The 24,772-nt window shown below is 63.0% G+C and carries 22 protein-coding genes; 13 read left to right on the forward strand and 9 right to left on the reverse strand.

The window, feature by feature from the left end; all coding sequences use genetic code 11:
- Window positions 1–123: 123 nt before the first annotated feature.
- From FJV77_RS17755 to FJV77_RS17765, 3 genes are read right to left on the reverse strand one after another with little or no spacing between them, the layout of a single operon-like run.
- Complete coding sequence (locus FJV77_RS17755; protein ID WP_142868065.1) at window positions 124–1,164, reverse strand: sugar ABC transporter substrate-binding protein; 1,041 nt, start codon at window positions 1,162–1,164, stop codon at window positions 124–126.
- Window positions 1,165–1,205: 41 nt separating this feature from the next.
- Window positions 1,206–1,970, reverse strand: a complete 765-nt coding sequence (locus FJV77_RS17760) for an ATP-binding cassette domain-containing protein (RefSeq protein WP_142868066.1) — start codon at window positions 1,968–1,970, stop codon at window positions 1,206–1,208.
- Window positions 1,967–3,133 (reverse strand): ROK family transcriptional regulator, encoded by a 1,167-nt coding sequence (locus FJV77_RS17765; RefSeq protein ID WP_142868067.1) that lies wholly within the window; start codon window positions 3,131–3,133, stop codon window positions 1,967–1,969. Before FJV77_RS17765 ends, FJV77_RS17760 begins: the two co-directional genes overlap by 4 nt.
- Before the next feature lie 210 nt (window positions 3,134–3,343).
- Between FJV77_RS17765 and FJV77_RS17770 the strand changes: the two genes are divergently transcribed.
- The gene (locus tag FJV77_RS17770; protein ID WP_142868068.1) at window positions 3,344–4,525 is read left to right on the forward strand and encodes a M24 family metallopeptidase; all 1,182 of its coding nucleotides are present in this window, start codon (window positions 3,344–3,346) and stop codon (window positions 4,523–4,525) included.
- Between the two features lie 120 nt (window positions 4,526–4,645).
- Here FJV77_RS17770 and FJV77_RS17775 read toward each other — a convergent pair whose 3' ends face one another.
- Window positions 4,646–5,929: a M23 family metallopeptidase gene (locus FJV77_RS17775; RefSeq protein ID WP_142868069.1), complete on the reverse strand. Its 1,284-nt coding sequence runs from the start codon at window positions 5,927–5,929 to the stop codon at window positions 4,646–4,648.
- Between the two features lie 144 nt (window positions 5,930–6,073).
- A complete protein-coding gene (locus FJV77_RS17780; RefSeq protein ID WP_142868070.1) occupies window positions 6,074–6,541 on the reverse strand; it encodes a peroxiredoxin in 468 nt (155 codons plus the stop codon).
- 95 nt (window positions 6,542–6,636) lie between these two features.
- Between FJV77_RS17780 and FJV77_RS17785 the strand changes: the two genes are divergently transcribed.
- Window positions 6,637–10,020: a DUF3971 domain-containing protein gene (locus tag FJV77_RS17785; protein ID WP_142868071.1), complete on the forward strand. Its 3,384-nt coding sequence runs from the start codon at window positions 6,637–6,639 to the stop codon at window positions 10,018–10,020.
- Between the two features lie 7 nt (window positions 10,021–10,027).
- Here FJV77_RS17785 and tyrS read toward each other — a convergent pair whose 3' ends face one another.
- Window positions 10,028–11,281 (reverse strand): tyrosine--tRNA ligase, encoded by a 1,254-nt coding sequence (tyrS, locus tag FJV77_RS17790; RefSeq protein ID WP_142868072.1) that lies wholly within the window; start codon window positions 11,279–11,281, stop codon window positions 10,028–10,030.
- A gap of 269 nt (window positions 11,282–11,550) precedes the next feature.
- Between tyrS and FJV77_RS17795 the strand changes: the two genes are divergently transcribed.
- The 4 genes from FJV77_RS17795 to FJV77_RS17810 are packed head-to-tail and all read left to right on the forward strand — an operon-like array spanning window position 11,551 to window position 15,158.
- Entirely contained in the window at window positions 11,551–12,285 is a 735-nt protein-coding gene (locus FJV77_RS17795) for a glycosyltransferase family 2 protein (RefSeq protein ID WP_142868073.1), read from the forward strand.
- The gene (locus FJV77_RS17800; protein ID WP_142868074.1) at window positions 12,278–12,613 is read left to right on the forward strand and encodes a lipid-A-disaccharide synthase N-terminal domain-containing protein; all 336 of its coding nucleotides are present in this window, start codon (window positions 12,278–12,280) and stop codon (window positions 12,611–12,613) included. The genes FJV77_RS17795 and FJV77_RS17800 overlap by 8 nt, the downstream gene beginning before the upstream one ends.
- A 35-nt stretch (window positions 12,614–12,648) precedes the next feature.
- Window positions 12,649–14,292: a glycosyltransferase family 39 protein gene (locus tag FJV77_RS17805; RefSeq protein WP_142868075.1), complete on the forward strand. Its 1,644-nt coding sequence runs from the start codon at window positions 12,649–12,651 to the stop codon at window positions 14,290–14,292.
- Window positions 14,289–15,158 carry a phosphatase PAP2 family protein gene (locus FJV77_RS17810; RefSeq protein ID WP_246691296.1) on the forward strand — a complete coding sequence of 290 codons (870 nt, stop codon included), beginning with the start codon at window positions 14,289–14,291 and terminating at the stop codon, window positions 15,156–15,158. The genes FJV77_RS17805 and FJV77_RS17810 overlap by 4 nt, the downstream gene beginning before the upstream one ends.
- 42 nt (window positions 15,159–15,200) lie before the next feature.
- On the opposite strand, the gene FJV77_RS17815 is transcribed toward FJV77_RS17810, so the two are convergent.
- Together FJV77_RS17815 and FJV77_RS17820 are read right to left on the reverse strand one after the other, a co-directional pair.
- Window positions 15,201–15,851 carry an FMN-binding negative transcriptional regulator gene (locus FJV77_RS17815; RefSeq protein WP_142868076.1) on the reverse strand — a complete coding sequence of 217 codons (651 nt, stop codon included), beginning with the start codon at window positions 15,849–15,851 and terminating at the stop codon, window positions 15,201–15,203.
- Window positions 15,852–16,007: 156 nt separating this feature from the next.
- Window positions 16,008–16,682 carry an alpha/beta hydrolase gene (locus tag FJV77_RS17820; RefSeq protein ID WP_013532163.1) on the reverse strand — a complete coding sequence of 225 codons (675 nt, stop codon included), beginning with the start codon at window positions 16,680–16,682 and terminating at the stop codon, window positions 16,008–16,010.
- A 240-nt stretch (window positions 16,683–16,922) separates the two neighbouring features.
- On the opposite strand from FJV77_RS17820, the gene FJV77_RS17825 reads away from it, so the two are divergent.
- From FJV77_RS17825 to sufA, 7 genes are all read left to right on the forward strand, one after another.
- On the forward strand, window positions 16,923–18,086 hold the full coding sequence (locus tag FJV77_RS17825; protein WP_142868077.1) for a cysteine desulfurase family protein: 1,164 nt from the start codon (window positions 16,923–16,925) through the stop codon (window positions 18,084–18,086).
- 188 nt (window positions 18,087–18,274) lie between these two features.
- Complete coding sequence (sufB, locus tag FJV77_RS17830; RefSeq protein ID WP_142868078.1) at window positions 18,275–19,792, forward strand: Fe-S cluster assembly protein SufB; 1,518 nt, start codon at window positions 18,275–18,277, stop codon at window positions 19,790–19,792.
- Between the two features lie 27 nt (window positions 19,793–19,819).
- Window positions 19,820–20,575 carry a Fe-S cluster assembly ATPase SufC gene (gene sufC / locus FJV77_RS17835; protein ID WP_142868079.1) on the forward strand — a complete coding sequence of 252 codons (756 nt, stop codon included), beginning with the start codon at window positions 19,820–19,822 and terminating at the stop codon, window positions 20,573–20,575.
- 19 nt (window positions 20,576–20,594) lie between these two features.
- The gene (gene sufD, locus FJV77_RS17840) at window positions 20,595–21,863 is read left to right on the forward strand and encodes a Fe-S cluster assembly protein SufD (RefSeq protein WP_142868080.1); all 1,269 of its coding nucleotides are present in this window, start codon (window positions 20,595–20,597) and stop codon (window positions 21,861–21,863) included.
- Window positions 21,864–22,038: 175 nt separating this feature from the next.
- Window positions 22,039–23,280, forward strand: coding sequence for a cysteine desulfurase (locus FJV77_RS17850; protein WP_142868082.1), 1,242 nt, complete (start codon window positions 22,039–22,041; stop codon window positions 23,278–23,280).
- Between the two features lie 5 nt (window positions 23,281–23,285).
- Window positions 23,286–23,672 carry an SUF system Fe-S cluster assembly protein gene (locus FJV77_RS17855; RefSeq protein ID WP_142868083.1) on the forward strand — a complete coding sequence of 129 codons (387 nt, stop codon included), beginning with the start codon at window positions 23,286–23,288 and terminating at the stop codon, window positions 23,670–23,672.
- Window positions 23,673–23,778: 106 nt separating this feature from the next.
- The gene (gene sufA / locus FJV77_RS17860; protein WP_013532156.1) at window positions 23,779–24,159 is read left to right on the forward strand and encodes a Fe-S cluster assembly scaffold SufA; all 381 of its coding nucleotides are present in this window, start codon (window positions 23,779–23,781) and stop codon (window positions 24,157–24,159) included.
- 113 nt (window positions 24,160–24,272) lie between these two features.
- Here sufA and FJV77_RS17865 read toward each other — a convergent pair whose 3' ends face one another.
- Window positions 24,273–24,770, reverse strand: a complete 498-nt coding sequence (locus tag FJV77_RS17865) for a GFA family protein (RefSeq protein WP_142868084.1) — start codon at window positions 24,768–24,770, stop codon at window positions 24,273–24,275.
- Window positions 24,771–24,772 lie beyond the last annotated feature (2 nt).

The raw sequence follows: 24,772 nt of genomic DNA on the forward strand, positions 1-24,772 counted from the left end.
ATCAAATTGATTTCGTCAGGCTAAGGCGCGGCTTCAAGTTCGCCACAGCGTCCTTGTCAGACGTGGCGTTGTGAAAGAGCAGGCTCCGGGCGGCCTGGGCGGCCCGGAGCGCTTGGCACGTGACTATTCGACCGACTTGATCGTGTCCGTCGGCGGCTTCTGGTTGCCCCAGAAGGCCGGATTGTCGACGTTTTCCTTGGTGATGGCGGCGCCCGGGATCTTGATGTTCGGGCCCCAGGCTTCCTTGGTCACGGTCGACTTCAAGCCGAGCACGTCATACTCGCCGGGCTTGATTTCCTGCTTGCCGGCGATCTTGTCCATGAACATGGCGACGGCAGCAGCCTGCGCGTAGAGCGGCTGCTCGACTTCGACATTGAGCCAGCCCTTGCGGATCAGGTCGAGACCGACCGGAGCGCCGTTCGAGCTCATCAGCATGACGTCGCCCGGCTTCTTGCCGGCGGCCTCGAGCGAGGCAACGGCAGCGACCGACAGGTGCGCGGCATGGCTGAAGATCAGGTCGATGTCGGGGTTGGCCAGCATCTGGTCGGCAACGATGGTGCCGGCATTGCTGGCTTCCCACTGCATGGCGGGCAGCGAGATGATCTTGACGTCCGGGAACCCCTTCATCTTCTCCTCAAAGCCTTTCTGGATGTCGAGCGTGTAGGGGTCGCCAGGATCACCGAGCACCTGCAACACCTTGCCCTTCACCGAACCGTTCTTGGCTTTCAGAAGCTTTTCAGCCTGCTCGGCGGCGACGTAGCCGATCTCCACGGTGCCAGCCACCGAGGTGAAGTCGGACGGGGTCGAGGTGATCTGGCGGTCGAACTCGACCACCGGGATGCCGGCCGCGCGGGCTGCCTCGATAGACGGCTTCAGCGCGTTGAAATCGACGGCGGCCAGGATGATTGCCGCCGGCTTCAGCGCGATGACGTCGTTCATCTGGGATTGCTGCGCGTCGGTCTTGTTGTCGGCGTTGAGTGTTTTCACCTCATAGCCGACCTGCTTGAGGAACAGCTCCAGCGCGCTCACAGAGCCGGTCTGGAATTCATCGAGCAGGGTGGGAACCATATAGTAGACGGTGCCCTTGGTCTGGGACATTGCCGGCGTGAGCGAGGCAAGAGCCAGTGCCAGGATACCGAGGACAAGAACTAGTATTCGCTTCATGTCGTTCGCTCCTCTTTTATACCGGACCCCTCGTTTGCCCCTCAACCTGCCGGTCCGGCACCGGCAAGCGTCTCACCGGTGATCATGTTGATCACCGCATCGGGACTTGTTTTGTTGCGCGCGACATCGCCGGCCACGACGCCTTGCCGGATCACCACGATCCGGTCGGCGACCTGGAAGGCCTGTTGCATGATGTGGGTGATGATGACGACGCCGATGCCCTGGTTGGCCACCTGGCGGATCATCTCGAGGCCGCGTCTGGTCTGTTCTACGCCGAGGGCCGCGAACGGCTCGTCGAGCAGCACGAGCTTGCCGCCCCAATGCACGAAGCGGTTGAGCTCGATCGCCTGGCGCTGGCCGCCCGAGAGATGCTCGACATTGGTGCGCAGCGACGGGATGCGGGTGCCGGCACTTGCCAGCGCCTTGCCGACGACGGCTTCCATGGCGCGCTCGTCGAGGATCGGGATGCCGAGCACTTTCCTGGTGATTTCGCGTCCCATGAAGAAATTGGCGACGACGTCGACATTGGTGCACAGCGACAGGTCCTGGTAGACGGTCTCGACGCCGGCCGCCTTCGCCTCGGCCGGCGTCTTCGCCAGGAATTCCTTGCCCTCGAACAACATGCGGCCGGAGCTCGGCTCGAGGCCGCCGGCGATGATCTTGACCAGCGTCGACTTGCCGGCGCCATTGTCGCCGAGCAGGGCCACGACCTCGCCCTTGCCGATGGAGAAGCTGATGCCTCTCAGCGCCTGGATGGCGCCGTAATTCTTGGTGACGTTTTCGAGTACCAGCAGCGGTTCGGTCATGCCGCCACTCCTTTGCTCTGCATGAGGTCTGACCTGCGCTCGCGCTCGGCGATGAACATCTGGCCGAAGCGTGGCGACAGCACACCGGAAACGGCCAGCGCCGCGGCCCCGCGCAGCACTGAATGCTGGCCGCCGGTTGCGACCATGACACGCGGCGTCTTACGGTCGCGTCGCGCCGAGATCGAATTGGGAAGCTGTGCCGCCGCGCCGACCAGTTTTTCCAAGAGGTCTGTTTGGGCGAGCCCGCCGAGGATGACCGTCTCAGGGTCGAACAGGTTCTCGATGGTGACGATGGCGTTGCGGAAGATCGGCGCGACTTCGGCCACCCAGGCGGCTTCGCCGATGTTGCGGCGGCGCAACGCCTCGAGCGAGAGGTAGCGTTCGAGGCAGCCATGGTTGCCACAAGGACAGAGTTCGCCGCCGGCAACGGCCGGGATGTGTCCGATTTCGCCGGCATTGCCCCAGGCGCCACGCATCACCGCGCCGTCATGGACGATGGCGCCGCCCAGGCCGACGCCGAAATAAAGGTAGTAATATTCGGAAAAGCCGGCGCCGAGGCCATAGAGGCGTTCGCCCATGGCGGCCGCCGCCATATCGGTCTCGAAGAAGGCCGGCAGCCCGGTCGATGCCGCCAGCCGCTCCGGCAGCGCGACATCCTTCCAGCCGGCCATGGTCGTGGGGCCGACGAAGCTCATCGATTCCACGCCGAAAGGCCCGGGCAGCGCCATGCCGATGCCAAGCACGCGGCCGCCGGGCCGCAATGCGGTCAGTTCGGGCACCATGGCGCCGATCAGGTCGAAGGCATGGTCGGGCGTTGCATGCGGCGCCTCGCGATGCGTGCTTTCGATGACATCGCCGCTCAGATTGATCAGCGCAGCGTCGATGCCGAGCGGGGTGAGGTGGATGCCGACGGCATAGCCGCCTTCAGGGTTGATACGGAGCGTAGCCGGCGGCAGTCCGCGCCCGCGCGGCTCTTCGCGCAGCGACAGCACATAGCCGTGCTCTTCGAGCTCGCGAACGATGGTCGATACGGTCTGGACGGTGAGGCCGACGCGGCTGGCAATGTCGCCGCGGGCAATGGGGCCATGAAGGCGGATGGACTCCAGCACGATGCGCCGGTTGTAGGGTCGTCCGAACTCCTGATTGGTTCCCCGCAGTGCCATTTCCCTCTCCCTGGAGAGGCAAGACTTGCACAGGCAATTTATTCAGTCAAATGGAATTCAAAAATAATTTGTGACGGTTCCGGACGCGGTGCAGGACCTGTCCCATACGCTGCGCTGGCCGATTGCAGCCGGGTTAAAACCACCGCAATGGTGAATGACGTCAGGCGGGCGCGGGGCTTCGCCCGGCCGATGATCCAGCAGGGAAAACCGATGATCGAACTGCCCTTTGCGCGCGGCGAATACCAGGAGCGGCTCACAAAAATCCGCGCCGAGATGACGAAGCGTGGGCTCGAACTGCTTGTTGTCAACGATGTCGCCAACCAGCATTACATCACCGCCTATGACGGCTGGTCGTTCTACACGCCGCAGGTGGTGCTGGTTCCGATCGAAGAGGAGGCCGAGCCGGTCTGGATCGGCCGCGCCATGGATGCGGCCGGCGGCCTGCTGACGGCCTGGATGAAGCCTGAGAATGTGGTTGGCTTTCCGGAAGACCATGTCCAGCGCGCCGATCGTCATCCAATGGACTGGATCGCTGCCTGGATCGTCGCCAAGGGCTGGGGCGCCAGACATATCGGCGTCGAGCTCGAAGCCTATTATTACTCGCCAAAGGCGCATGCCCGGCTCGTCGCCGGTCTGCCCAATGCAAAATGGCACGACGCCGATCTGCTGGTGAACTGGATCCGTGCGGTCAAATCGGCGCCAGAGATCGCTTATCTGCGCAAAGCGTCGACCTTGGCCGAAGCGGCTGTCGCACGGGCCTTCGAAGTCATCGCGCCTGATGTGCGCGAATGCGATGCGATCGCCGCCATCCAGGCGGCGCAGATTGCCGGCAGCCCGGACTTTGCCGGTGATATCACGGCGCTGCCGCCGACGATCCTCGGCGGGGAAAATGCTTCGGCGCCGCACGTCATGTGGAGCGACAGGCGGTTCGGCAAGAACGAGACGATCGCTCTGGAACTCGCCGGCGTCTGCCGCCGCTATGCCGCAGGCCTCGCCAGGACGATGCAGCTCGGCAAGACGCCGACGCGTGTCGCCGACACGGCAAAGGCGGTGATCGAAGGCATGGATGCTGTGCTCGATGCGGTCCGTCCCGGCACATCGGCCGAAGCGGTCGAAGCCGCCTGGCGCAAGGTCATCCAGCGCTACGGTCTGAAGAAGGAATCGCGCATCGGCTATTCCATCGGCGTCGCCTATCCGCCTGATTGGGGCGAGCACACGATCAGCCTTCGGCCCGGCGACAAGACGGTGCTGCTATCAGGCAACGTCGTGCATTCCATTCTCGGCATGTGGATGGAGGGCTGGGGCATCGAGGTCAGCGAGACCATTCTGGTGACAGAGACCGGCAACGAAACGCTGACGAAATTCCCGCGAGACATCCACGTCAAATCCTGAACGGCCGGCGCCGCGAACGGTGGACAAATCACAACGCTTGCGTACTTGGTGGATATTTTCGGCTTAGGTGGGTTCGCACCGCAGGGGACGCGAGCGACCAGTCGATCGGACCCCTTGATCCTACAGATACTGCTCGACCTTCTTGCCCACGGTCAGGAAGCGCAGCGGGTCGATGGCTTCGCCATTGTGGCGGACCTCATAGTGCAGATGCGGGCCGGTGGAGCGGCCGCTGCTGCCGGTCTTGCCGATAGTGTCGCCGGCGGCGAGCTTCTGCCCGACGGCCACATCGATTTCGCTTAAATGGCCATAGCGCGTCGCAAATCCATTGCCATGATCGACCTCGACCATGCGGCCATAGCCGCCGTTCCAGCCTGCCTTGGTGACGACGCCGGCCGCCGTGACCTTGGCGGCCATGCCGATCGGCGCGCGGAAATCCATGCCCGAATGCAAGGCTGCGGTGCCAAGGATCGGGTCGGTGCGGACGCCGAACGGGCTGGTGACGGAGTGGCCAGGGGCGGGATTGGCCAGTGGCAACCGCCGCGCCTCTTTCTTCAGCTGGTCGAGCGTATCCAGTGCCTCGTCGAGCTCCTTGACCTTGCTGTCGAACATCATCGAGGAGTCCAGCGGGATCAACGGTCCGCCGACATCGCTTTCGTCTTTGCCGAAATCGCTGTCGACCGGCAGGCCGGCTGCTTCCAGCGCCTGGGTGATGGCATCGGCATTCTTGTAGGCATTGTCCGCAAGCGTGGCGATCCGGGTGAGCTGCTGGCTTTCGATGGCCTTCAGCGAATCGTTGATCGAGACGAACAGTTTGTCGGCACGGTCCGCCGCCGTTTCGCTGGGCAGCGGATCGGAGCGGGTCGACCACAAAGAGAACGGCCTGGTGTCGGCCGAACCGAGGCTGGCGACCGAATATGCCAGGGGCTCGCCGCCGGTCAGTTCGGCATGCTCGTCGGGCTTTGCTGCCGCTGCCGCATCGGCGGTTGGCGGCGTTCCGACTTCGCTTTCGGCCCGTTCGAGGATCGGGCCGAGGCGGCCATGGCGCTGGCTGAGCTGACTCTGCCGCTCGAGCAGTTCGCTGACCTTGGTTTCCATCAGTTTCTGGTCGAGAAGCTGGCGGCTGGTGATGCGGTCGACCTGGGCGCGCAATGCCGAGATGCGATCCTCATAGGCCTGTTGCATGCGCGCCTGCCGCGCCGTGGTGGCGCCGATCAGATCGTCGCGCAGCACCAGGTAGGAGGTTGCCAGCAGATAGCCGATGGCGATTGCCGCTAGTGCCGAACCAAGAAAGGCGACGAGCCACGGCCGGATGGTGAAATGTCGGATTTCATTGCCCCGCGCAATGATGACCGTATGGGGCTCCTTGCGCCTGCCGAAGACCGCTGACTGACCGGTTGGGTTCACGGGACCAAGCTTTCGTTACGACACCAACGAAGCCTGATTACACATTATTAGGGTTAACAAAGCTTTGCCGTGGGTGCCGGCCGGTCAGGATTGCGCGCGAAACGAGTGGCGGGTTGCGGGCAGGGTGGTGAGACCGGCGGCGTGTCAGAGCGCGCGCACCGCCTCCAGCACCGCTTCGGCATGACCTTTTACCCGGACCTTGCGCCAGATGCCGGCGATCCGGCCGTCCTTGCCGATCAGGAACGTCGCTCGTTCGACACCCATATAGTTGCGGCCATACATCGTCTTTTCGACCCACAGATCGTAGGCCTCGATCACTTTGCGCTCCTCGTCGGCAACCAGGTCGACGGTGAGATCGTATTTGGTTTTGAACTTGTCGTGCTTCTTCACGCTGTCAGGCGACAGGCCGATCACGACGGCGTCGGCCTTTTCGAACTCCGGCTTCAGCTGGGAAAAGCTGATCGCCTCGTTGGTGCAACTTGTGGTGTCGTCCTGCGGATAGAAGTAAAGTACGACGGGTTTTCCCCGCAACGCGGCAAGGCTGAGCGAGCCGCCGCCATCGCGCGGCAGGTCGAATTGCGGAGCAGCGTCGCCAATGTCGAGATCAGCCATATCGATGCCCTTGTTTGAGGTTACGCGCCAGGCTGCATCGTTATAGTGTCGAGCGGGGATTCGTCCACGATCGAATTCGTACAACGGAAAATTGCGTGGATCAGGAAGAACCGCAGCACGAGAAAATCCGGTTCAGGCGTGACGAGATCACCGACCTGGGGACTTTCCCGTCTGCCTGCAGTGTGCCGCCGCTCGGCAAGGCGCGGATCGGCCGTGGCTTTCGCATCCTTGCCCGCCTGTTTGCCGGCGTCGCAGCCTTGGTGCTGCTGGCCGCCACCGCTGTCTATGTCATCGGCGCCACCGGCATCGGTAGCGAGCGGCTGCGGGCGGAAGCCGAAACGGCGATCGAGAAACTCGCCGGTTTCGACGTCAATGTCGCCGTCGGCCCGGCCCGGCTGACACTGGACGGATCGAGCTTCATTGCGCTGCAGGTCAACGACGTCAGCGTCAAGACCGCCGACGGCAAGCCGATGGCCGACGCCGGGCGTGTGCGTTTCGGCATCCGGCTAATACCGCTGTTCTCGGGCGAGGTGCGGCTGACCAGCGCCAGGATTTCCGACGCCCACATTGTCACTGCGGCAATGCCGTCGGGCGGCGACTGGACAGCCGAGCTGCGCAATCAAGACGGCCTGATCGATCCGGAAAAGCTGGCCGCCGCTGTCTTCGGCCACGTCAACCATGCGCTCGATGCCGTGCGCGAGGATTCGATGCGCCGGATCGATCTCAAGAATGTCGAGTTCGAACTGCCCGACGCGGGCTCGGTCAAGCTGGTCAACATTGCCAATGCTACCGTGCTGCAGTCGGGCCCGGGCAGCATGGAGTTTTCGTCCGACGCGGATATCGATGGCCGGGCGCTCACGGTCACCGCTGCCGCCACCCGCGATACGACGTCCCTGCGGGTCACTGCGTTGAATGCGGCCGTCGACATGGCGGCCATTCCAGAGACAACGCCAGAGGCCGGTGGGAAAACCGGCGCGATCGCTTTGAAGCTGACGGGCACCGAAGGCTCGGGCGAAAGCGATTCCCGGCTGACGGCCTCGCTGTCGCTAACCGGCTCGGTGCTCGACCTCGGCACACGCGGGCTGTTGCCGGCCGATGTCGATGTCGACGCCACGCTTGTCTCCGGCTCCAACAAGATCGATGTCGGCAGGCTGGTTTTGAAGACCGGCCGTTCGACGTTCAATTTCGCCGGCTCGATCGGGCCCAAGCCGGCGACCGGCGCTGCCGGTGAGGAGCCTTCCTATCGCTACGACCTGACCAGCGACGGCTCGACGCTGGCGCCGGCGGAATCGCCTGAGCCGGCGCTGAATTTCTTTGCCCGCATCGCCGGCGTCTACCAGATGAGGAGCCGCAAACTCGTCGCCGAGCAGATCGGCATCAGGTCGGGATCGGGCAGCGAGGTGCTGGGCACAGCCGCACTTGCCTTCATCGACAACGGGCCGCCAGGCATTTCGCTGTCGCTCAACGTCCACGACATGCCGGTCTCGCACGTCAAGCAATTGTGGCCCTGGTTTTCCGCCAAGAATGCCCGGCTGTGGGTGCTGCAGAACCTGTTTGGCGGCCGTGTCGTCGATGCCAGCCTGCAGTTCCAGGTCGTGCCGGGGCGGCTCGGCAACGGTGTGCCGCTTTCGGCCGACGAAGTGTTCGGCCGCTTCGAGGTCGAGGGTTCGCGCTTCGACACCGCCGGCCGCATCCCGCCGATCCGCGATGCTCTCGGAGTTGTTTCGTTCCACGGCAATAATGTCGACATCGCGCTGTCCTCCGGCAGCGTCTATATGCCGAGCGGCCGCACCGTGGCGGCAAGCAATGGCACGCTGTCGGTGAAGGCTGCGAACCACCCGCCGGTGATCGGCGCGCTCGACATCGACGTCGCCGGCGAGGCGCCGGCCATCGCCGAGCTCGCCTCCTACGAACCAATCAACGCCATGCGCCATGTCGGCATCGCGCCGGACGACCTGTCCGGCACGGTGACCGGCCACGTCAAGGCCGACATTCCGCTGCAGTCCGGTGTCGACACTTCGAAGCTCGATTGGCTGGTGTCGCTCGACTACAAGGACCTGTCGCTCGCCAAACCGTTCGAAGACCAGACGATAACCGAGGCTGATGGTTCGATCGAAGTCGGGCCCGACAAGGCGGTGATCTCGGCCGACGCGAAGCTGAACGGCATTCCGGCTGAACTCGATCTGATCGAGCCGCTCGGGGATGACGGACCGCCGCGCAGCCGCAAGGTGGCGCTTGTGCTCGACGACAAGACACGCGCCATCGCCATGCCCGGCCTGTCGCCGCTGATTTCGGGAACCATCAAGGTGGCGATTGACAAGAGCGGCGACGGCAGCCAGAACGTCGCGGTCGACCTGACCAGCGCCAGGCTGGACATTCCCTGGGCCGGCTGGAGCAAGGGGCCGGGCATTCCAGCCAATGCCACTTTCACCATGGCGAAGTCTGGCGATACCACGACGTTGTCCGACTTCGACCTCGACGGAAAGAGCTTTTCCGTCGAAGGCGATGTCGTGCTGGTCAAGGGTGCGCTGTCTTCGGCGCGCTTCAGCAAAGTCGCTTTGAACAGGGGCGACGACGTTGCGGTGACGGTGAAGCGGTCGGGCAAGGGCTTTGCGGTCGATGTCAGCGGCAATGCGCTCGACGCCCGCTCGCTGATCAAGCAGTTCACCTCCGACGTCGATACCGCCACCAAGACCACAGGCGCGGCTGCGGTTTCGGTCAGCGCCGATGTCACTTCGCTGACCGGGTTCCACGACGAGGTCCTGTCCAATCTGAAGCTCGACTACAGCGCCGCCGGCTCCAAGGTGAACGGACTCAAGGTCAGCGCCACGGCAAGTTCGGGTGCCGCCATCACCATCAGCAACACCGCAGGCAATGGCGCGCGCGCGCTCAACATGAAGTCGGCCGACGCCGGCGCTATATTGCGCTTCCTCAACATCTACGAACACATGGAAGGCGGCTCGATCACGCTGGCGCTCAGCGGCGCGGCCGACGGGCCGATGCGGGGTCAGGTCGACTCAAGCAACTTCTTCATCGTCAATGAACCGAAGCTCGCTTCGATCGTATCGACCACGCCGGCGGGCGACAGCCGCAGCCTGAACGAAGCGGTCAAAGGCAAGATCGACACCTCGCGGGTACAGTTCGAGCGCGGCTTTACCGAGATCGACAAGGGAAGCGGTTATCTGAAGCTGGCCAATGGCGTGCTGCGCGGTCCGCGCATCGGCACCACGTTCCAGGGGACACTCTACGACCAGAACAACAATATGGACATGACTGGCACGTTCATGCCGGCCTATGGCCTCAACCGCATCTTCGGCGAATTGCCGCTGGTCGGCGCGCTGCTCGGCAATGGCCGCGACCGCGGCCTGATCGGCGTCACCTACCGGCTCAAGGGCAATGCCAACAAGCCGGTGCTGGACATCAACCCGCTATCGGTGATCGCGCCGGGCATTTTCCGCTCGATCTTCGAATATCGGTAGGGGCTCGTCAGGCCGGCCGCACCAGAACGTGTTTTTTCTTGCCCAATGAAAGCTTTGCGACGTTTTCCGGACTGAGATCCCGAGGCGTCACCATCCTGCGGTCATCCGATATTGGCTGGTCGTTGAGGCGCACGGCGCCGCCCTGAATGTGACGCCGCGCCTCGCCGTTGGACCCGGCAAGGCCTGCGGTGACGAGCAGCGACAGGATGCCGATGCCGGCTTCGAGCGCTGCGCCGTCGACTCCGACGGTCGGCAGGCTTGAGGCGGTCACGCCTTCCTCGAACGTCTTGCGCGCGGTTTCCTCGGCTGCGAGCGCCGCCTCTCGGCCGTGCACGATGGCCGTGGTTTCCGTCGCCAGCACCTTCTTGGCCTCGTTAATCTCGGAACCGCCAAGGGCGGCCAGCCGCGCGATCTCCGACAGTGGCAGGCGGGTGAAGATCTTCAGGAAGCGCTCGACGTCGGCGTCCTCGGTGTTGCGCCAGTACTGCCAGAAATCATAGGGCGAGAAGAGGTCGCCGTTCAGCCAGACCGCGCCCTTGGCCGACTTGCCCATCTTGGCCCCCGACGATGTCGTCAGAAGCGGTGTGGTCAGCGCATAGAGCTGCGGCGTACCCATGCGGTGGCCGAGATCGACGCCGTTGATGATGTTGCCCCACTGGTCCGAACCACCCATCTGCAGCCGGCAATCGAGGCGGCGGCTGAGCTCGACGAAATCATAGCCCTGCAGGATCATGTAGTTGAATTCGAGGAACGACAGCGACTGTTCGCGATCGAGCCTGAGCTTGACGCTGTCGAAGGTGAGCATCCGGTTGACCGAGAAGTGGCGGCCGACATCGCGCAGGAACTCGACATAGTTGAGCTTCATCAACCAGTCGGCATTGTTGACCATGATGGCGTCGTTGGCGCCATCGCCGAAGCGCAGGATGCGGCCAAAAATGCGCTTGATGCCTTCGATGTTGGTGGCAATCGCCTCCGGCGTCAAAAGGCTGCGCTGGTCATCGCGGAAGGACGGGTCGCCGATCATCGAGGTGCCGCCGCCCATCAGCGCGATCGGCCGATGACCGGTCTCCTGCATCCAGTAGAGCATGGTCGCCGAAATCAGATTGCCGATGTGCAGGCTGGTCGCGGTGGCGTCGTAGCCGACATAGGCGGTCACCGTTTCCTTCGCGAAAAGTTGATCCAGCCCGGTCTCATCCGAGATCTGGTGGATGAAACCGCGCTCGCTCATGACGCGCAGGAAATCGGATTTGAAGGCAGACATTGTTTCTTCCTGAAAGCGCCGGACCCCAACTGCCCGGGCGTTATACGAACGCGGGCGTTTAGCATCCAAGCGACCGAAGCAAAAGTGGTTTCCGGTTTTGCGTCCGCAGAGACGGCATATGCTGCGCTGCCGCGCGCGCTTGCTTCATCGTGCCGGCTGGCGTAATGAGGCGCCGCGCCAACGGGTTCATGCAACCTTCGATCCGCTGGAACGGCACCGCACGGCATCCGCCAAAATGCCATATCCTGTGACAGAGCCCGACGCGACATATGCCGGACGCATTGATATCCATCGTCATTCCTTGCCGCAACGAGGCGGCGAACCTGCCGCTTCTGATCGATGAGATCGAGGCCGCCATGACCGGACGCGACTTCGAAATCATCGTCGTCAATGACGGTTCGACCGACGATACGGCTTCCGTGCTTGCCGCCGAGGCGGTCAAACGCCCGTTTCCGCTTCGTCAGCTGCGCCACGAAAAATCCGCCGGCCAGTCGCTTTCGGTGCGCTCCGGCGCCTGGGCGGCGCGCGGCGCCATCGTCGCCACCATCGATGGCGACGGCCAGAACGATCCCCAATATATCCCCGTGCTGGTCGACGCGCTGCGCCAGGCGGGGCCCGATGTCGGCGCCGCGCAAGGGCAGCGGCTGAAGCGCCGCGACAGCAAGATCAAGCAATTGGCGTCGCGTTTCGCCAACTGGCTGCGGGGCGCGATCCTGCATGACGACACCCGCGACACCGGTTGCGGCCTGAAGGCGATCCACACCGATATCCTGCGCAAACTGCCGTTCTTCGACGGCACGCATCGGTTTGTTCCGGCGCTGGTCATCCAGGAAGGCTACCGCGTCGTGCACTGCGACGTCGTCGACCGTTCCCGCCGCCACGGCAAGTCGAATTACGGCATCTTCGACCGCGGCCTGCAAGGCGCGCTCGATCTGGCCGGCGTCTGGTGGCTTCGGCGCAGGCGCCGCAGGATGCCAAAGGTAGAGGAAATCACGCATGGCTAATGTGTTTCAGGAACTGGCGACCTGGCTGCACCAGGTTTTCATCAAGCAGTTCGATGCCTGGATCCTGCTCGGCTTCGTCGCCCAGTTCTTCTTCACTATGCGCTTCGTCGTGCAGTGGCTCGCCTCGGAAAAGGCCAAGCGCAGTGTCGTGCCGGTCGCTTTCTGGTTCTTTTCGCTGTTCGGCGGCGGCCTGTTGCTGATCTATGCCATCGTGCGCCAGGACCCGGTGTTCATCGCCGGCCAGGCCATGGGCATGCTGATTTACGTCAGGAATCTCTGGCTCATCGCCAATGAGCGCAAAGCGGCGGCGATGACAAAGGTCGACTGAAGAAAGTCTGGTCAAGGCAGGATCCGGTGGTCGCGATGAACAGGAACTACGTCCTGCTTTTGCTGTTCAGCCTGCTGCTGACGGCTAGTGGGCTGGCTTCGCTGCCGCCGATCGACCGCGATGAATCGCGTTTCGTCCAGGCCACCAAGCAGATGGTCGAAACCGGCGATTATGTCGACATCCGCTTCCAGGACATGTCGCGCTATCAAAAGCCGGTCGGCATCTACTGGCTGCAATCGTCGGCCGTGGCGCTGAGCGGCGAGGGCGCCGGGGCGCCGATCTGGGTCTATCGTCTGGTCTCGGCGCTGGGTATCGCCATTGCCGTGGTGGCGATCGCCTGGACAGGCGCCAGTCTTTTCGGCGCCAATGCCGGCCTCGCGGCCGGGCTGATCATGGCAGCGATCTTCGCCACCGCCTTCGAAGGCCGCGACGCCAAGACCGACGCCATGCTTCTGGCCTGCTGCGTTGCGGCGCAAGGCGCCCTGGCGCGGATCTACACCGCCTCGCGTCGCAACGAACCGGTGGCCGGCCACCTCTGGTGGATATTCTGGGTGGCGCAGGGCATTGCGATCCTGATCAAGGGGCCGATCGCGCCTCTGTTGTCGGCGCTGACAGTTGCCGCGCTGTTTGCTTTCGAGCGCGATGGGCGCTGGTTGAAGAACCTGAAAGTCGGCCGCGGCCTTTTGATCGTGCTGTTGATCGCACTGCCCTGGCTCGCGCTGATCACCTGGAAGAGCCATGGCGCCTTCCTGCAGCAAGCGGTTGGCAAGGACATGCTGGGCAAGGTCGCCTCCGGCGAGGAATCGCACGGCATCCCGCCCGGTTTCTATGTGCTGACCTATTCGCTGTTCATGTGGCCGTTCGGGCTGATTGCGGTCGGCGCCGGGCTGCAGGCGCTCAACCGCTTGCGCGACGATCCGCGCCTGCGCTTTTGTCTTGCCTGGTACATCCCGTTCTGGCTGGTGTTCGAGCTGATCCCGACCAAGCTGCCGCATTATGTGCTGCCGGCCTATCCCGGCATGGCGCTGCTGGTCGGCTGGCTTCTGACCCTGCAGCCGGAAGACGCCAATGCACCGCTCAAGCGCTGGCAGTCATGGCTTTGGTGGTCGACCGCCTTCGGTCTTGTCCTGGTCAGCATCGGCCTGGCCGTTGTCTCGGTTGGCGCGCCGATCTATCTCGCCAAGGCATTCTCGTGGTGGAGCATTCCGGCCGCACTTGCCGCGCTCGTCACCGGCTATCTCGCCTTTCCCCGCCGTTTGCAGGTGCCGCTCCCCCGCATCGGCGCGATCGCGGCCGGCGCCGGCATCACCCTTGGGTTGCTGTTCGGGATGATTGCCCCGTCGCTGAAGCCGATCTGGCTGAGCCCGGCGATCAAGGCCGCGGTCGACGTGAACCGTCCCTGCGACACAACCGTGCTTGCCTCGGCGCCATATCACGAACCGAGCCTTGTCTTCCTGGTCGGGACCAAGACAATCTTGACCGACGTCGACGGCGTCGCCGGACACTTGCTCGGCGATCCGGCCTGCGCGCTCGGGCTGGCACCTGTCGCCGACGAGAAGAAGCTGAACGACATGCTGGCCGCGCAAGGCAAGACGGCCAACCGCCTGGCCGAGATCGACGGCCTTAATTATTCCTCGGGCGACAGGCTGTCACTTGGCCTCTACCGGGTGGCCAAGTGAAAACCGCCGTGACGCCCTCTGTGGTGTTTCGTCGGTCGCGCGACAATCTCCTCGACACGATGCGCATCGTGCGGCGGCGCCTGGCAACGCGCCCGGCCCGCTACCCGAAAATCCTGTGGTCGGTCTGGGCTGTGGCCTGGCTTTTGCTGACGATCGCGGTCTCGATCCGTTTTGACGACGCAGCAGGGGCGATGGTGAGGCAGTGGTCGCCCGGCTTCAAACGCTTCACAGAATTTTTCACCGTCTTCGGCCTGGGCGGCTGGTATCTCATCCCGTCGGCACTGATGCTGCTTGCCGCGAATCTGACGGATTGGCGCAGTCTTTCCAGGCGCGCGCGGATGACCCTCTACAACTGGACCTCTTTTGCTTTCATAGTAGTGGGTTCGATCGCAGCGTCCGCTCTGGTCGTCAATGTGCTGAAATATGGCGTCGGAAGAGCCAGGCCGATGAATTTCAGCAAGCTCGGCGATCTATCGCTGCATCCTTTTGCAATGGAGGCGAGCTTTGCCAGTTTCCCGTCGGGCCATGCCACGACGATGGGCGTCATTTTCGGACTGGCGTTGCTGATGTTACCACAGCGCAAATGGATGCTGTTGGCCGTGACCCTGGCCATCGCGTCGACCCGGATTTTTGTCGGCGCACACTATCCGAGCGACACCGTCGCCGGCTTCGGTCTCGGTTGTGCCGTTGCCATCGCTACCGCGCTGGTCTTTACACGGCTGGGGTTTATCTTCCGCCACACGACAAACGGATTGCCGGTTCCTAAAACGACGTTCCGGCTGTTCCGGCGGGCTCGCAAACCAGACCGCAACGGTGCACCGCGGCAAACGAATCTCGGCATTGGGGCAACCCGGGCAAACCCTTGAATTGCCTGCGCCCTTGCATCCAGCGATATATAGCCGCTGCGGCTATTGGCTGTCGATGCCGCCCCAGCTCCGAACCAGCCCGGCCATGTCGGGCGCGCCGGCGGCTTCCTTCTCCAGCCCTTCGGCGACACCGACGCGATCGGCGACAGGGCGGTTCTGGCTGACCTTCCACTTGCCGCTGATCTCGGCGATCTCGATCTCCAGCCCGATGATACCCTTGATCTGCGACTGGATGAAGGTCGGCGGCGCATCGGTGACCGCCCAGGGTGTCTTGCGGGCGCCTTCCTGGGATAGCGTCAGATCGGAAATCTGCTGCGCGATCCACTCCGCATCGTCGATCACTCTGACCGTTCCGCGCACCTGGACGATGGCATAGTTCCAGGTCGGCACGACCTTGCCGGTCTCGCGCTTGGTCTCATACCAGGACGGCGTCACATAGGCGTCGGCGCCCTGGAACACGACCAGCACGGGCGATGCCGGATTGTTGGCGAGCAGCCGCCATTGCGGGTTGGCCTTGGCAAGGTGCGCCCGCAGCCTGCCGTTCGGCCCCGTCTCGGCGTCGAGCAGGAACGGGATGGCGTTGGCGATGGGGCCGTCCTGTCCATTTGAAATCAGCAACCCCAGCGGATGGGCGCGGATCAGGCCGTGCAGGACGTCCTGGCGCGTCTCTATGAAATGAGGAGGTTGATACATTATCGGTCACGCCTTCTTCGGCTTCCTGAACCGGCATTCTGCACCGTTCAGGCAGGCCGCGCCACATGTCAGGCGGGCCAGATCATATGGATCAGCAGAAACGGCATTCGCGCCCGTCACGGGCACGAATGCGCATGGCACAGAGAGGCCAGGCCTCTAGCGCAGCCGCTTCGGCCGCGGGTCGGACAATTCGCCGGCCAGCCGGCGGTCGAGATAGTCGGCGCATTCCTCGAGCAGCAGGTCGGCATCATTGGAGAAGAAATGGTTGGCGCCGGGCAACGTCTTCTGGGTGATGGTGATGCCCTTTTGCGTGTGCAGCTTGTCGACCAGGCCCTGCACATCCTTGGGCGGCGCCACCTTGTCGGCATCGCCATGGATGATCAGGCCTGATGACGGGCAGGGCGCCAGGAACGAGAAATCATAGGTGTTGGGCTGCGGCGCGATCGAGATGAAGCCTTCGATCTCGGGACGGCGCATCAGAAGCTGCATCCCGATCCACGAGCCGAAGGAATAGCCGGCTACCCAGCAGCTCTTGGAATCCGGATGCAGCGACTGCACCCAGTCGAGCGCTGCGGCCGCATCCGACAATTCGCCGGTGCCGTGGTCGAATTCGCCCTGGCTGCGGCCGATGCCGCGGAAATTGAAGCGAAGCGTGGTGAAATCTCGCTTCTGGAACATGTAGAAGAGGTCATAGACGATCTTGTTGTTCATCGTGCCGCCGAACTGCGGGTGCGGATGCAACACGATGGCAATCGGCGCGCTCTTTTCCTTGGAAGGTTGGTAGCGGCCCTCCAGGCGGCCGGCCGGACCGGTGAAAATGACCTCAGGCATAAAATACTCCACGTGGCATAAGAATGCGCGGCGCCCGGAACAACTCTTTCCTCTGGCCTTGACGCAGGGCGAGCGTCTTCTTAGAAGCTAGTTTAGAATTGTTCAAAACTGGATGGCCAGCCGTGACGGCCCGGCCATCCCCGCCGCAAGCCGCGTAAATAGGACGTCTTGCCTTGCAATTTCAAGGAAATAACGCGCTATCCCTACGGAATGGGTTTTGACGGGATCGATTGAGCGAAAATGGCCGCAGCACGCGCCTATCTCGACTACAATGCCAGCGCGCCGCTCCTCAGTGAGGCGCGTGAAGCGATGATTGCCGCGCTCGATCTCGTCGCCAATCCGTCCTCGGTGCATGCCGAGGGCCGCGCGGCGCGCCGGCTGATCGAGAACGCCAGGCGCGACGTGGCTCAGCTGGTCAATGCGAAACCCGAATATGTCGTGTTTACCTCCGGCGCGACCGAGGCTGCCTCGACGCTTTTGACGCCGGATTGGCAGATGGGCCGTGGCACGGTGCGGATGAGCCGGCTCTATGTCTGCGAAGCCGATCACCCTTGCCTGCTCAATGGCGGCCGTTTTCCGGCCGCGCAGGTGACGCGGATCGGCGTCGATGCCAACGGCATCGCCAATCTCGCTCAACTGACAGCCGCTCTGGCCACGCATGACAAGGCTGAAGGCCTGCCGCTGGTGGCAATCCATGCCGCCAACAACGAGACCGGCGTCATCCAGCCGGTCGAGGTCATCGCCGCAATCGTCAAGGCGGCGGGCGGCATTCTGGTGGTCGACGCAGTGCAGGCTGCAGGCCGCGTTTCCATCGATATGTCAGCGCCTTACGCCGACTATTTGATTCTGTCCTCGCACAAGATCGGCGGCCCCAAGGGCGTTGGCGCCATCGTTGCGGCAGCCGATCTGATGATGCCGAAACCGCTGATCAATGGCGGCGGCCAGGAAAAGGGCCATCGCGGTGGCACCGAAAACCTGGCGGCCATCGCCGGCTTTGGCGCCGCAGCGCGGCAGGCTTTGGCCGGATTGCAGACCATGGACGCGGTGGGGCTTCGCCGCGATGAAGTCGAAACCATCATCAAAACACTGGTGCCGGACGCAGAAATCTTCGGAACCGGCGCGCCAAGGCTTGCCAATACGACATTCTTCGCTATTCCCGGCGTCAAGGCCGAGACGGCCCAGATCGCTTTCGATCTGGCCGGCATTGCGCTGTCGGCGGGCTCGGCCTGTTCGTCGGGCAAGGTCGGGCCGAGCCATGTGCTGAAAGCCATGGGTTATGGCGACAGCCTCGGCGCTTTGCGCGTGTCCGTCGGCCACGCGACGAGCGCCGGGGATATCGATCTGTTCCGCACTGCGCTGGCGGGGATTGCCCAGCGCCGGGCGGGCAGGGAACAAGCCGCCTGAGGCGGCGACAAAGAATTCAGGCCCTACGGCCTGGTAGAGCCGTGCGTCTGCAAGTGGCCGGGTGAATTCCCGGTCGAGACGCACTATATGGAACTTACGCCGCCTTCGGCGCCTCACGGGGCAGCCCTTGGCGATGCCATAGTTTGAAAACTGTCGGGCCTTGACCCCGGCGTGGATGGAGAACGCTTATGCCTGCTGTGCAGGACACGATCGATCGGGTCCGAAAGATCGACGTCGACCAATACAAATACGGATTCCAGACAGAGATCGCCGTCGACAAGGCCCCCAAGGGCCTGAGCGAAGACATCATCCGTTTCATTTCGGCCAAGAAGGATGAACCGTCTTGGATGCTGGAATGGCGTCTGGAAGCCTATCGGCGCTGGCTGACGCTGGAAGAGCCGACATGGGCGCGCGTCAACTATCCGAAGATCGACTTCCAGGACATTTACTACTACGCGGCGCCCAAGAGCACGCCCGGCCCGACGTCGCTGAGCGATGTCGATCCCGAAATCCTGAAGGTCTACGAGAAGCTCGGCATTCCGCTCAGGGAACAGGAAATCCTTGCCGGCGTGCAGAAGACCGACGCCTCCGATCTCGAGGAGCCCAGCGACAATGTCTACAAATCGGGCCGTGTCGCGGTCGACGCGGTGTTCGATTCCGTCTCCGTCGTCACCACCTTCAAGAAGGAGTTGGCGCAGGCCGGCGTCATCTTCTGCTCGATCTCGGAAGCCATCCGCGAGCATCCGGAACTGGTGCAGAAGTATCTCGGCTCGGTCGTGCCGACCTCCGACAATTTCTACGCCACGCTGAATTCGGCTGTGTTCACCGACGGCTCGTTCGTCTTCGTGCCCAAGGGCGTACGCTGCCCGATGGAACTGTCGACCTATTTCCGCATGAACGAGAAGAACACCGGCCAGTTCGAGCGCACGCTGATCATCGCCGAGGAGGGGGCGTATGTCTCCTATCTCGAAGGTTGTACGGCGCCGCAGCGCGACGAAAACCAGCTGCATGCGGCGGTCGTCGAACTCGTGGCGCTCGACGATGCCGAGATCAAATATTCGACGGTGCAGAACTGGTACCCCGGCGACGCCGAGGGCAAGGGCGGCATCTACAACTTCGTCACCAAGCGCGGCGACTGCCGTGGCGACCGTTCGAAGATCTCGTGGACGCAGGTCGAGACCGGTTCGGCCATCACCTGGAAATATCCGAGCTGCATCCTGCGCGGCGACGATTCCTCTGGCGAGTTCTATTCGATCGCCGTGTCGAACGGCTACCAGCAGGTCGACAGCGGCACCAAGATGATCCATCTCGGCAAGAACACGTCGAGCCGCATCATCTCCAAAGGCATCGCCGCCGGCTTCTCGCAAAACACCTATCGCGGACAGGTCTCGGCCCACCGCAAGGCGACCAACGCCCGCAACTTCACCAATTGCGACTCGCTGTTGATCGGCGACCAGTGCGGCGCGCACACCGTGCCCTACATGGAAGCCAAGAACTCGACGGCGCAGTTCGAGCATGAGGCGACGACGTCGAAGATTTCCGAGGACCAGAAATTCTACGTCATGCAACGTGGCATTCCCGAGGAAGAGGCGATCGCTCTGATCGTCAACGGCTTCGTCAAGGATGTCATCCAGCAACTGCCGATGGAGTTCGCCGTCGAGGCGCAGAAGCTGATCGGCATCAGCCTTGAGGGCTCGGTCGGCTGACCGGAAAGATATTCAGGAAAGAAAAGAATGCTTGAGATCAAGAACCTGCATGCCCGCATCGTCGATGACGGCACCGAGATCATCCGCGGCCTGAACCTGACGGTGAAAGCCGGCGAGGTCGCCGCCATCATGGGCCCGAACGGCTCGGGCAAGTCGACGCTGTCCTACATCCTCGCCGGCCGCGAGGACTATGAGGTCACCGAAGGCGACATCCTCTACAACGGCCAGTCGATCCTCGAAATGGACCCGGCCGAGCGCGCCACGGCGGGCATTTTCCTCGCCTTCCAGTATCCGATGGAGATACCGGGCGTCGCGACCATGGAATTCCTCAAAGTGGCGATGAACGAGCAGCGCAAGGCGCGCGGCGAGGAGCCGCTGAAAATCCCGGAATTTTTGAAGCGGGTGAAGGAAGCGGCCGCCTCGCTCAATATGGACATGGCGATGCTGAAGCGGCCGCTCAATGTCGGCTTCTCCGGCGGCGAGAAGAAGCGCGCCGAGATCCTGCAGATGAAGCTCCTGGAGCCGAAACTCTGCGTGCTCGACGAGACCGATTCCGGCCTCGACATCGATGCGCTGAAGATCGTCTCGGACGGCGTCAACGCACTGCGTTCGCCCGACCGCGCCATCGTCGTCATCACCCACTACCAGCGCCTGCTCGAACACATCGTGCCGGACTCGGTGCACGTCCTCTACAAGGGCCAGGTGATCAAGTCCGGCGACAAGTCGCTGGCGCTCGATCTCGAGGCCAATGGCTATGCCGGCGTGATCGGCGAAGCCGCGTGAGATGCCAGAGGCGAAGCTTATGAACATGCACTCGACACCCCAGCGCACCCAGGCCGAGACGGCGCTGATCGACGCCTTCGGCGAGCGGCTGTCGCTGCTGCCCGGCGACGGCGCGGTGATGCTGAAGCGCGACGACGCCATCGAGGCGATCAAGCACGGCCTGCCGACGCGGCGCATCGAATCCTGGCATTATACGGATCTGCGCCGCCTGCTGGCTTCGGTGCCGGCTTTCGATCCCACGGCCGCCGCCAAGGCGCTGGCGCCAATCGTCGAAGGCTCCGCCGTGTTGGCCGTACTGAACGGCGTCTCGAGCGCGAAATTCCCCGCGATCGAGGGCGTGATTGTCCATCGCCTGTCGGAAAAGCTGACCGATGGCTCGATCGCGCCCGGCCTCGATCCCTATGGCAGCGATGACGCCATCGGCGCGCTGAACACCGCCTTCGTCGCCGACGGCTATTTCGTCGACATCGCCGATGGCGCGGCACTGGAAAAGCCGATCGAATTGCAGAACCTGCAGGCCGGCGGCCAGGTGCATGTGCGCTTTCCCGTGCGTGTCGGCGCGGGCGCCAAAGCGGCTATCGTCGAGCGTCAGGCCGGCGAGGGCGCGTCACTGGGCAGCTCGGTCAGCCAGCTCGTTCTGGGCGAAGGCGCCGAGGTGACCTGGCTGATCGTCCAGGAGCAGGCGGAAACGGCCACGCATCTTGCGCAGTTCAAGGCGCATCTCGGCAAGAATTCGAAGCTGACCGTGTTCTTCATGAATGCCGGCGGCAAGCTTGTGCGCCAGGAGATCGTGGTCAGGACGACCGGCGAAGGCGCCGACTTCAAATTGCGCGGCATCAACCTTTTGGCCGGCGACACCCACACTGATGTGACCATGGTGCTCGACCATGCCGTGCCGCACACGACCTCGACGGAAGTGATCCGCAATGTCGTGACCGGGAAGGCGCGCGGCATCTTCCAGGGCCGCATCAATGTCCATCAGTACGCGCAGAAGACCAACGCCAAGATGGCCTGCAACACGCTGCTTCTGTCCGATGACGGTGAGTTCTCGACCAAGCCTGAGCTCGAAATCTTTGCCGACGACGTCGTCTGCGGCCATGGCGCGACCGTCACCGAGATCGACCACAACCATCTGTTCTACCTGATGGCGCGCGGCATCGACGAGAAGACCGCGCGAGGGCTCCTGGTAAAAGCGTTCGTGGCCGAGGTGATCGAGGAACTGGACGACGAAACCATCGTCGAGGCCCTGGAAACACGGCTCGACGACTGGTTCGTGGCGCATGGGTAAGAGGTGATTCGCCTAGCGAACACCCCTCATCCGACCGAGCTTCGCTCGGCCACCTTCTCCCACAAGGGGAGAAAGAAGAAGCGCCCAGCCTTCTCCCCTTGTGGGAGAAGGTGGATCGGCGCGTAGCGCCGAGACGGATGAGGGGTGGGTGACGGAATGAGGCTTTGAAGTTGTAATGGACCAAAAACTCGAAACCACCCCTTATGACGTCGAGGCGATCCGCCGCGACTTCCCGATCCTGTCGCGCGAAGTCTACGGCAAACCGCTCGTCTATCTCGACAATGGCGCCTCGGCGCAGAAGCCGCAGGTGGTGCTGGATACGATCCAGCACGCCTATTCCCAGGAATACGCCAACGTCCATCGTGGCCTGCATTTCCTGTCCAACGCGGCGACCGACGCCTATGAGAAGGCGCGCGAGACGGTGCGCCGCTTCCTCAACGCGCCGAGCACCGACAACATCGTCTTCACCTCGAACACGACCGCGGCGATCAACACCGTCGCCTACGGCTATGGCATGCCCAACATCGGCGAGGGCGACGAGATCGTGCTGTCGATCATGGAGCACCACTCCAACATCGTGCCGTGGCATTTCATCCGCGAACGCCAGGGCGCCAAGCTGGTATGGGTGCCGGTCGACGATCTCGGCGTCTTCCACATCGAGGAATTCGAAAAGCGCCTGACAGCCAAGACGAAGCTCGTCGCCATCACGCATATGTCGAATGCGCTGGGCACGGTGACGCCGATCAAGGAGATCGTGCGCATCGCGCATGCCCGCGGCATTCCGGTGCTGGTCGACGGCAGCCAGAGCGCCGTGCATATGCCGATCGACGTCCAGGACCTCGACTGCGATTTCTTCGTCTTCACCGGGCACAAGGTTTACGGCCCCTCGGGCATCGGCGTGCTTTACGGCAAGAAGGACATTCTGCAGGGCATGCGCCCGTTCATGGGCGGCGGCGAGATGATCGAGGAGGTGACGGAAGACATCGTCACCTACAACGAGCCGCCGCATCGTTTCGAGGCCGGTACGCCGCCGATCGTCCAGGCGATCGGTCTGGGTGCAGCCCTCGAATACATGGAAAAGATCGGCCGCGAGCGCATCGCTGCCCACGAAGCCGATCTCAAGACCTATGCGCATGAGCGGTTGCGTGCCATCAACTCGCTGCGCATCTTCGGCGATGCTCCCGGCAAGGGCGCCATCATTTCCTTCGAATTGCAGGGCATTCATGCCCATGACGTGTCGATGGTGATAGACAGGCAAGGCGTGGCGGTACGCGCCGGGACCCATTGCGCCCAGCCGCTGTTGAAACGCTTTGGCGTAACCTCCACATGCAGGGCATCGTTCGGCATGTATAATACCCGGGCCGAAGTCGACGCTTTGGCCGAAGCGCTTGAAAAGGCGCGCAAGTTCTTTGGATGACGACCATGGATGATGCGAGCCACACCACCGCGCCGGAAGCAGCCATCAATCCGCTGGTTTCCGCTTCGACCATTCCGGCCGATGAACTGGCGCGGCTGACCGACGATATCGTCTCGGCGCTGAAGACGGTCTACGACCCGGAAATCCCGGCCGACATCTACGAGCTCGGCTTGATCTACAGGATCGACATCGAGGACGACCGCTCGGTCAAGATCGACATGACGCTGACCGCGCCCGGCTGCCCGGTGGCCGGCGAAATGCCGGGCTGGGTTGAAAACGCCGTCGGCGCCGTCGAAGGCGTCTCCGGCGTCGAGGTCAACATGACCTTCGACCCGCCATGGTCGCCCGACCGCATGTCGGAGGAGGCGCAGGTGGCGGTGGGCTGGTACTGAGGCTGGCAGAGACTGGCGTACTTGCGCCAGTGGTAAAACTTCACCATTTTAGGTGCGGAATCATTCGGCGGGCCTTGAACCTGCATGGAATGGAAGAGGAAAAAGAATGGGACGCTTCGCCGTCATCACGATGACCGAAAAGGCCGCCGACCGGGTGCGCGAGATCGTCGCCACCCGCGACAATGCGCATGGCATTCGCCTCGGCATCAAGAAGGGTGGCTGCGCCGGCATGGAATACACGGTCGACCTGGTGACCGAGCCCAACACCAAGGACGACCACATCGAGCGCGATGGCGCCCATGTCTATGTCGCCCCGGAAGCAGCCCTTTTCCTGTTCGGCACCGAGATGGATTTCGAGCAAACGACGCTGCGCACCGGCTTCACCTTCCACAACCCGAACCAGAGTTCGGCCTGCGGCTGCGGCGAATCGGTTGAGCTCAAGCCCGCCGATCTCAAGGCGCTGGCAGAAGCACGCGCTTCCGCCTGAGGTACTTCCTTCGCCCCGTTTACGGGGAGAAGGTGTCACGAAGTGACGGATGAGGGGCGGCGCTTCCCTATCCGAGGTCTGCGCCGCCCCTCCCGTGAACGGGGAGGAGCACGCTACTTCACCCACATCCCTGTCCGCTTGTGCCAGTCAGCGATCGATTCCTCGGGATAGACGTCGAACACCTTGTCTTTCTTGCCAATCACCGGCTCGACCCAGTTCGCCTTGTATTTCAGCATCAGATGCACCTTTTCCGGCGGCTTCGGCAGTTCGCTGTCGATCGCCGAGGCGAAGGGGTGCACCAGTTCCGGCCAGGTCGGATCGTAGAGCCATAGCGCCGAACCGCATTTCTTGCAGAAATTGCGCTCGCCTGTCGAAATCTCGCAGTTAGGATGCTCGTCATCCTCGATCTCGGCCTGGTAGACGCCGAGGCTGCGCTTGCCCTTGATCTTCAGCGTCTTGTAGTCGGCGCCGAGATTGATGGCGAAACCGCCGCCGCCCTGCTGCTTGCGGCAGATCGAGCAGTAGCACAGCATGAACGGCACCGGCGTATGGCTCTCCACCTCGAAATGGACGGCATCACAGCGGCATGAACCCTTGAGCAGAAGCGGCATCG

This window comes from Mesorhizobium sp. WSM4306 (assembly GCF_007003975.1).
In the GTDB taxonomy this organism is placed as follows: Bacteria; Pseudomonadota; Alphaproteobacteria; order Rhizobiales; family Rhizobiaceae; genus Mesorhizobium.

What these genes read in the sequence shown, in the direction of transcription:
- FJV77_RS17755 (WP_142868065.1), bottom strand. Translation starts at nt 1,164, where the DNA reads ATGAAGCGAATACTAGTTCTTGTCCTCGGTATCCTGGCACTGGCTCTT.
- FJV77_RS17760 (WP_142868066.1), bottom strand. Translation starts at nt 1,970, where the DNA reads ATGACCGAACCGCTGCTGGTACTCGAAAACGTCACCAAGAATTACGGC.
- FJV77_RS17765 (WP_142868067.1), bottom strand. Translation starts at nt 3,133, where the DNA reads ATGGCACTGCGGGGAACCAATCAGGAGTTCGGACGACCCTACAACCGG.
- FJV77_RS17770 (WP_142868068.1), top strand. Translation starts at nt 3,344, where the DNA reads ATGATCGAACTGCCCTTTGCGCGCGGCGAATACCAGGAGCGGCTCACA.
- FJV77_RS17780 (WP_142868070.1), bottom strand. Translation starts at nt 6,541, where the DNA reads ATGGCTGATCTCGACATTGGCGACGCTGCTCCGCAATTCGACCTGCCG.
- tyrS (WP_142868072.1), bottom strand. Translation starts at nt 11,281, where the DNA reads ATGTCTGCCTTCAAATCCGATTTCCTGCGCGTCATGAGCGAGCGCGGT.
- FJV77_RS17795 (WP_142868073.1), top strand. Translation starts at nt 11,551, where the DNA reads ATGCCGGACGCATTGATATCCATCGTCATTCCTTGCCGCAACGAGGCG.
- FJV77_RS17800 (WP_142868074.1), top strand. Translation starts at nt 12,278, where the DNA reads ATGGCTAATGTGTTTCAGGAACTGGCGACCTGGCTGCACCAGGTTTTC.
- FJV77_RS17805 (WP_142868075.1), top strand. Translation starts at nt 12,649, where the DNA reads ATGAACAGGAACTACGTCCTGCTTTTGCTGTTCAGCCTGCTGCTGACG.
- FJV77_RS17815 (WP_142868076.1), bottom strand. Translation starts at nt 15,851, where the DNA reads ATGTATCAACCTCCTCATTTCATAGAGACGCGCCAGGACGTCCTGCAC.
- FJV77_RS17820 (WP_013532163.1), bottom strand. Translation starts at nt 16,682, where the DNA reads ATGCCTGAGGTCATTTTCACCGGTCCGGCCGGCCGCCTGGAGGGCCGC.
- FJV77_RS17825 (WP_142868077.1), top strand. Translation starts at nt 16,923, where the DNA reads ATGGCCGCAGCACGCGCCTATCTCGACTACAATGCCAGCGCGCCGCTC.
- sufB (WP_142868078.1), top strand. Translation starts at nt 18,275, where the DNA reads ATGCCTGCTGTGCAGGACACGATCGATCGGGTCCGAAAGATCGACGTC.
- sufC (WP_142868079.1), top strand. Translation starts at nt 19,820, where the DNA reads ATGCTTGAGATCAAGAACCTGCATGCCCGCATCGTCGATGACGGCACC.
- sufD (WP_142868080.1), top strand. Translation starts at nt 20,595, where the DNA reads ATGAACATGCACTCGACACCCCAGCGCACCCAGGCCGAGACGGCGCTG.
- FJV77_RS17850 (WP_142868082.1), top strand. Translation starts at nt 22,039, where the DNA reads ATGGACCAAAAACTCGAAACCACCCCTTATGACGTCGAGGCGATCCGC.
- FJV77_RS17855 (WP_142868083.1), top strand. Translation starts at nt 23,286, where the DNA reads ATGGATGATGCGAGCCACACCACCGCGCCGGAAGCAGCCATCAATCCG.
- sufA (WP_013532156.1), top strand. Translation starts at nt 23,779, where the DNA reads ATGGGACGCTTCGCCGTCATCACGATGACCGAAAAGGCCGCCGACCGG.
- FJV77_RS17865 (WP_142868084.1), bottom strand. Translation starts at nt 24,770, where the DNA reads ATGCCGCTTCTGCTCAAGGGTTCATGCCGCTGTGATGCCGTCCATTTC.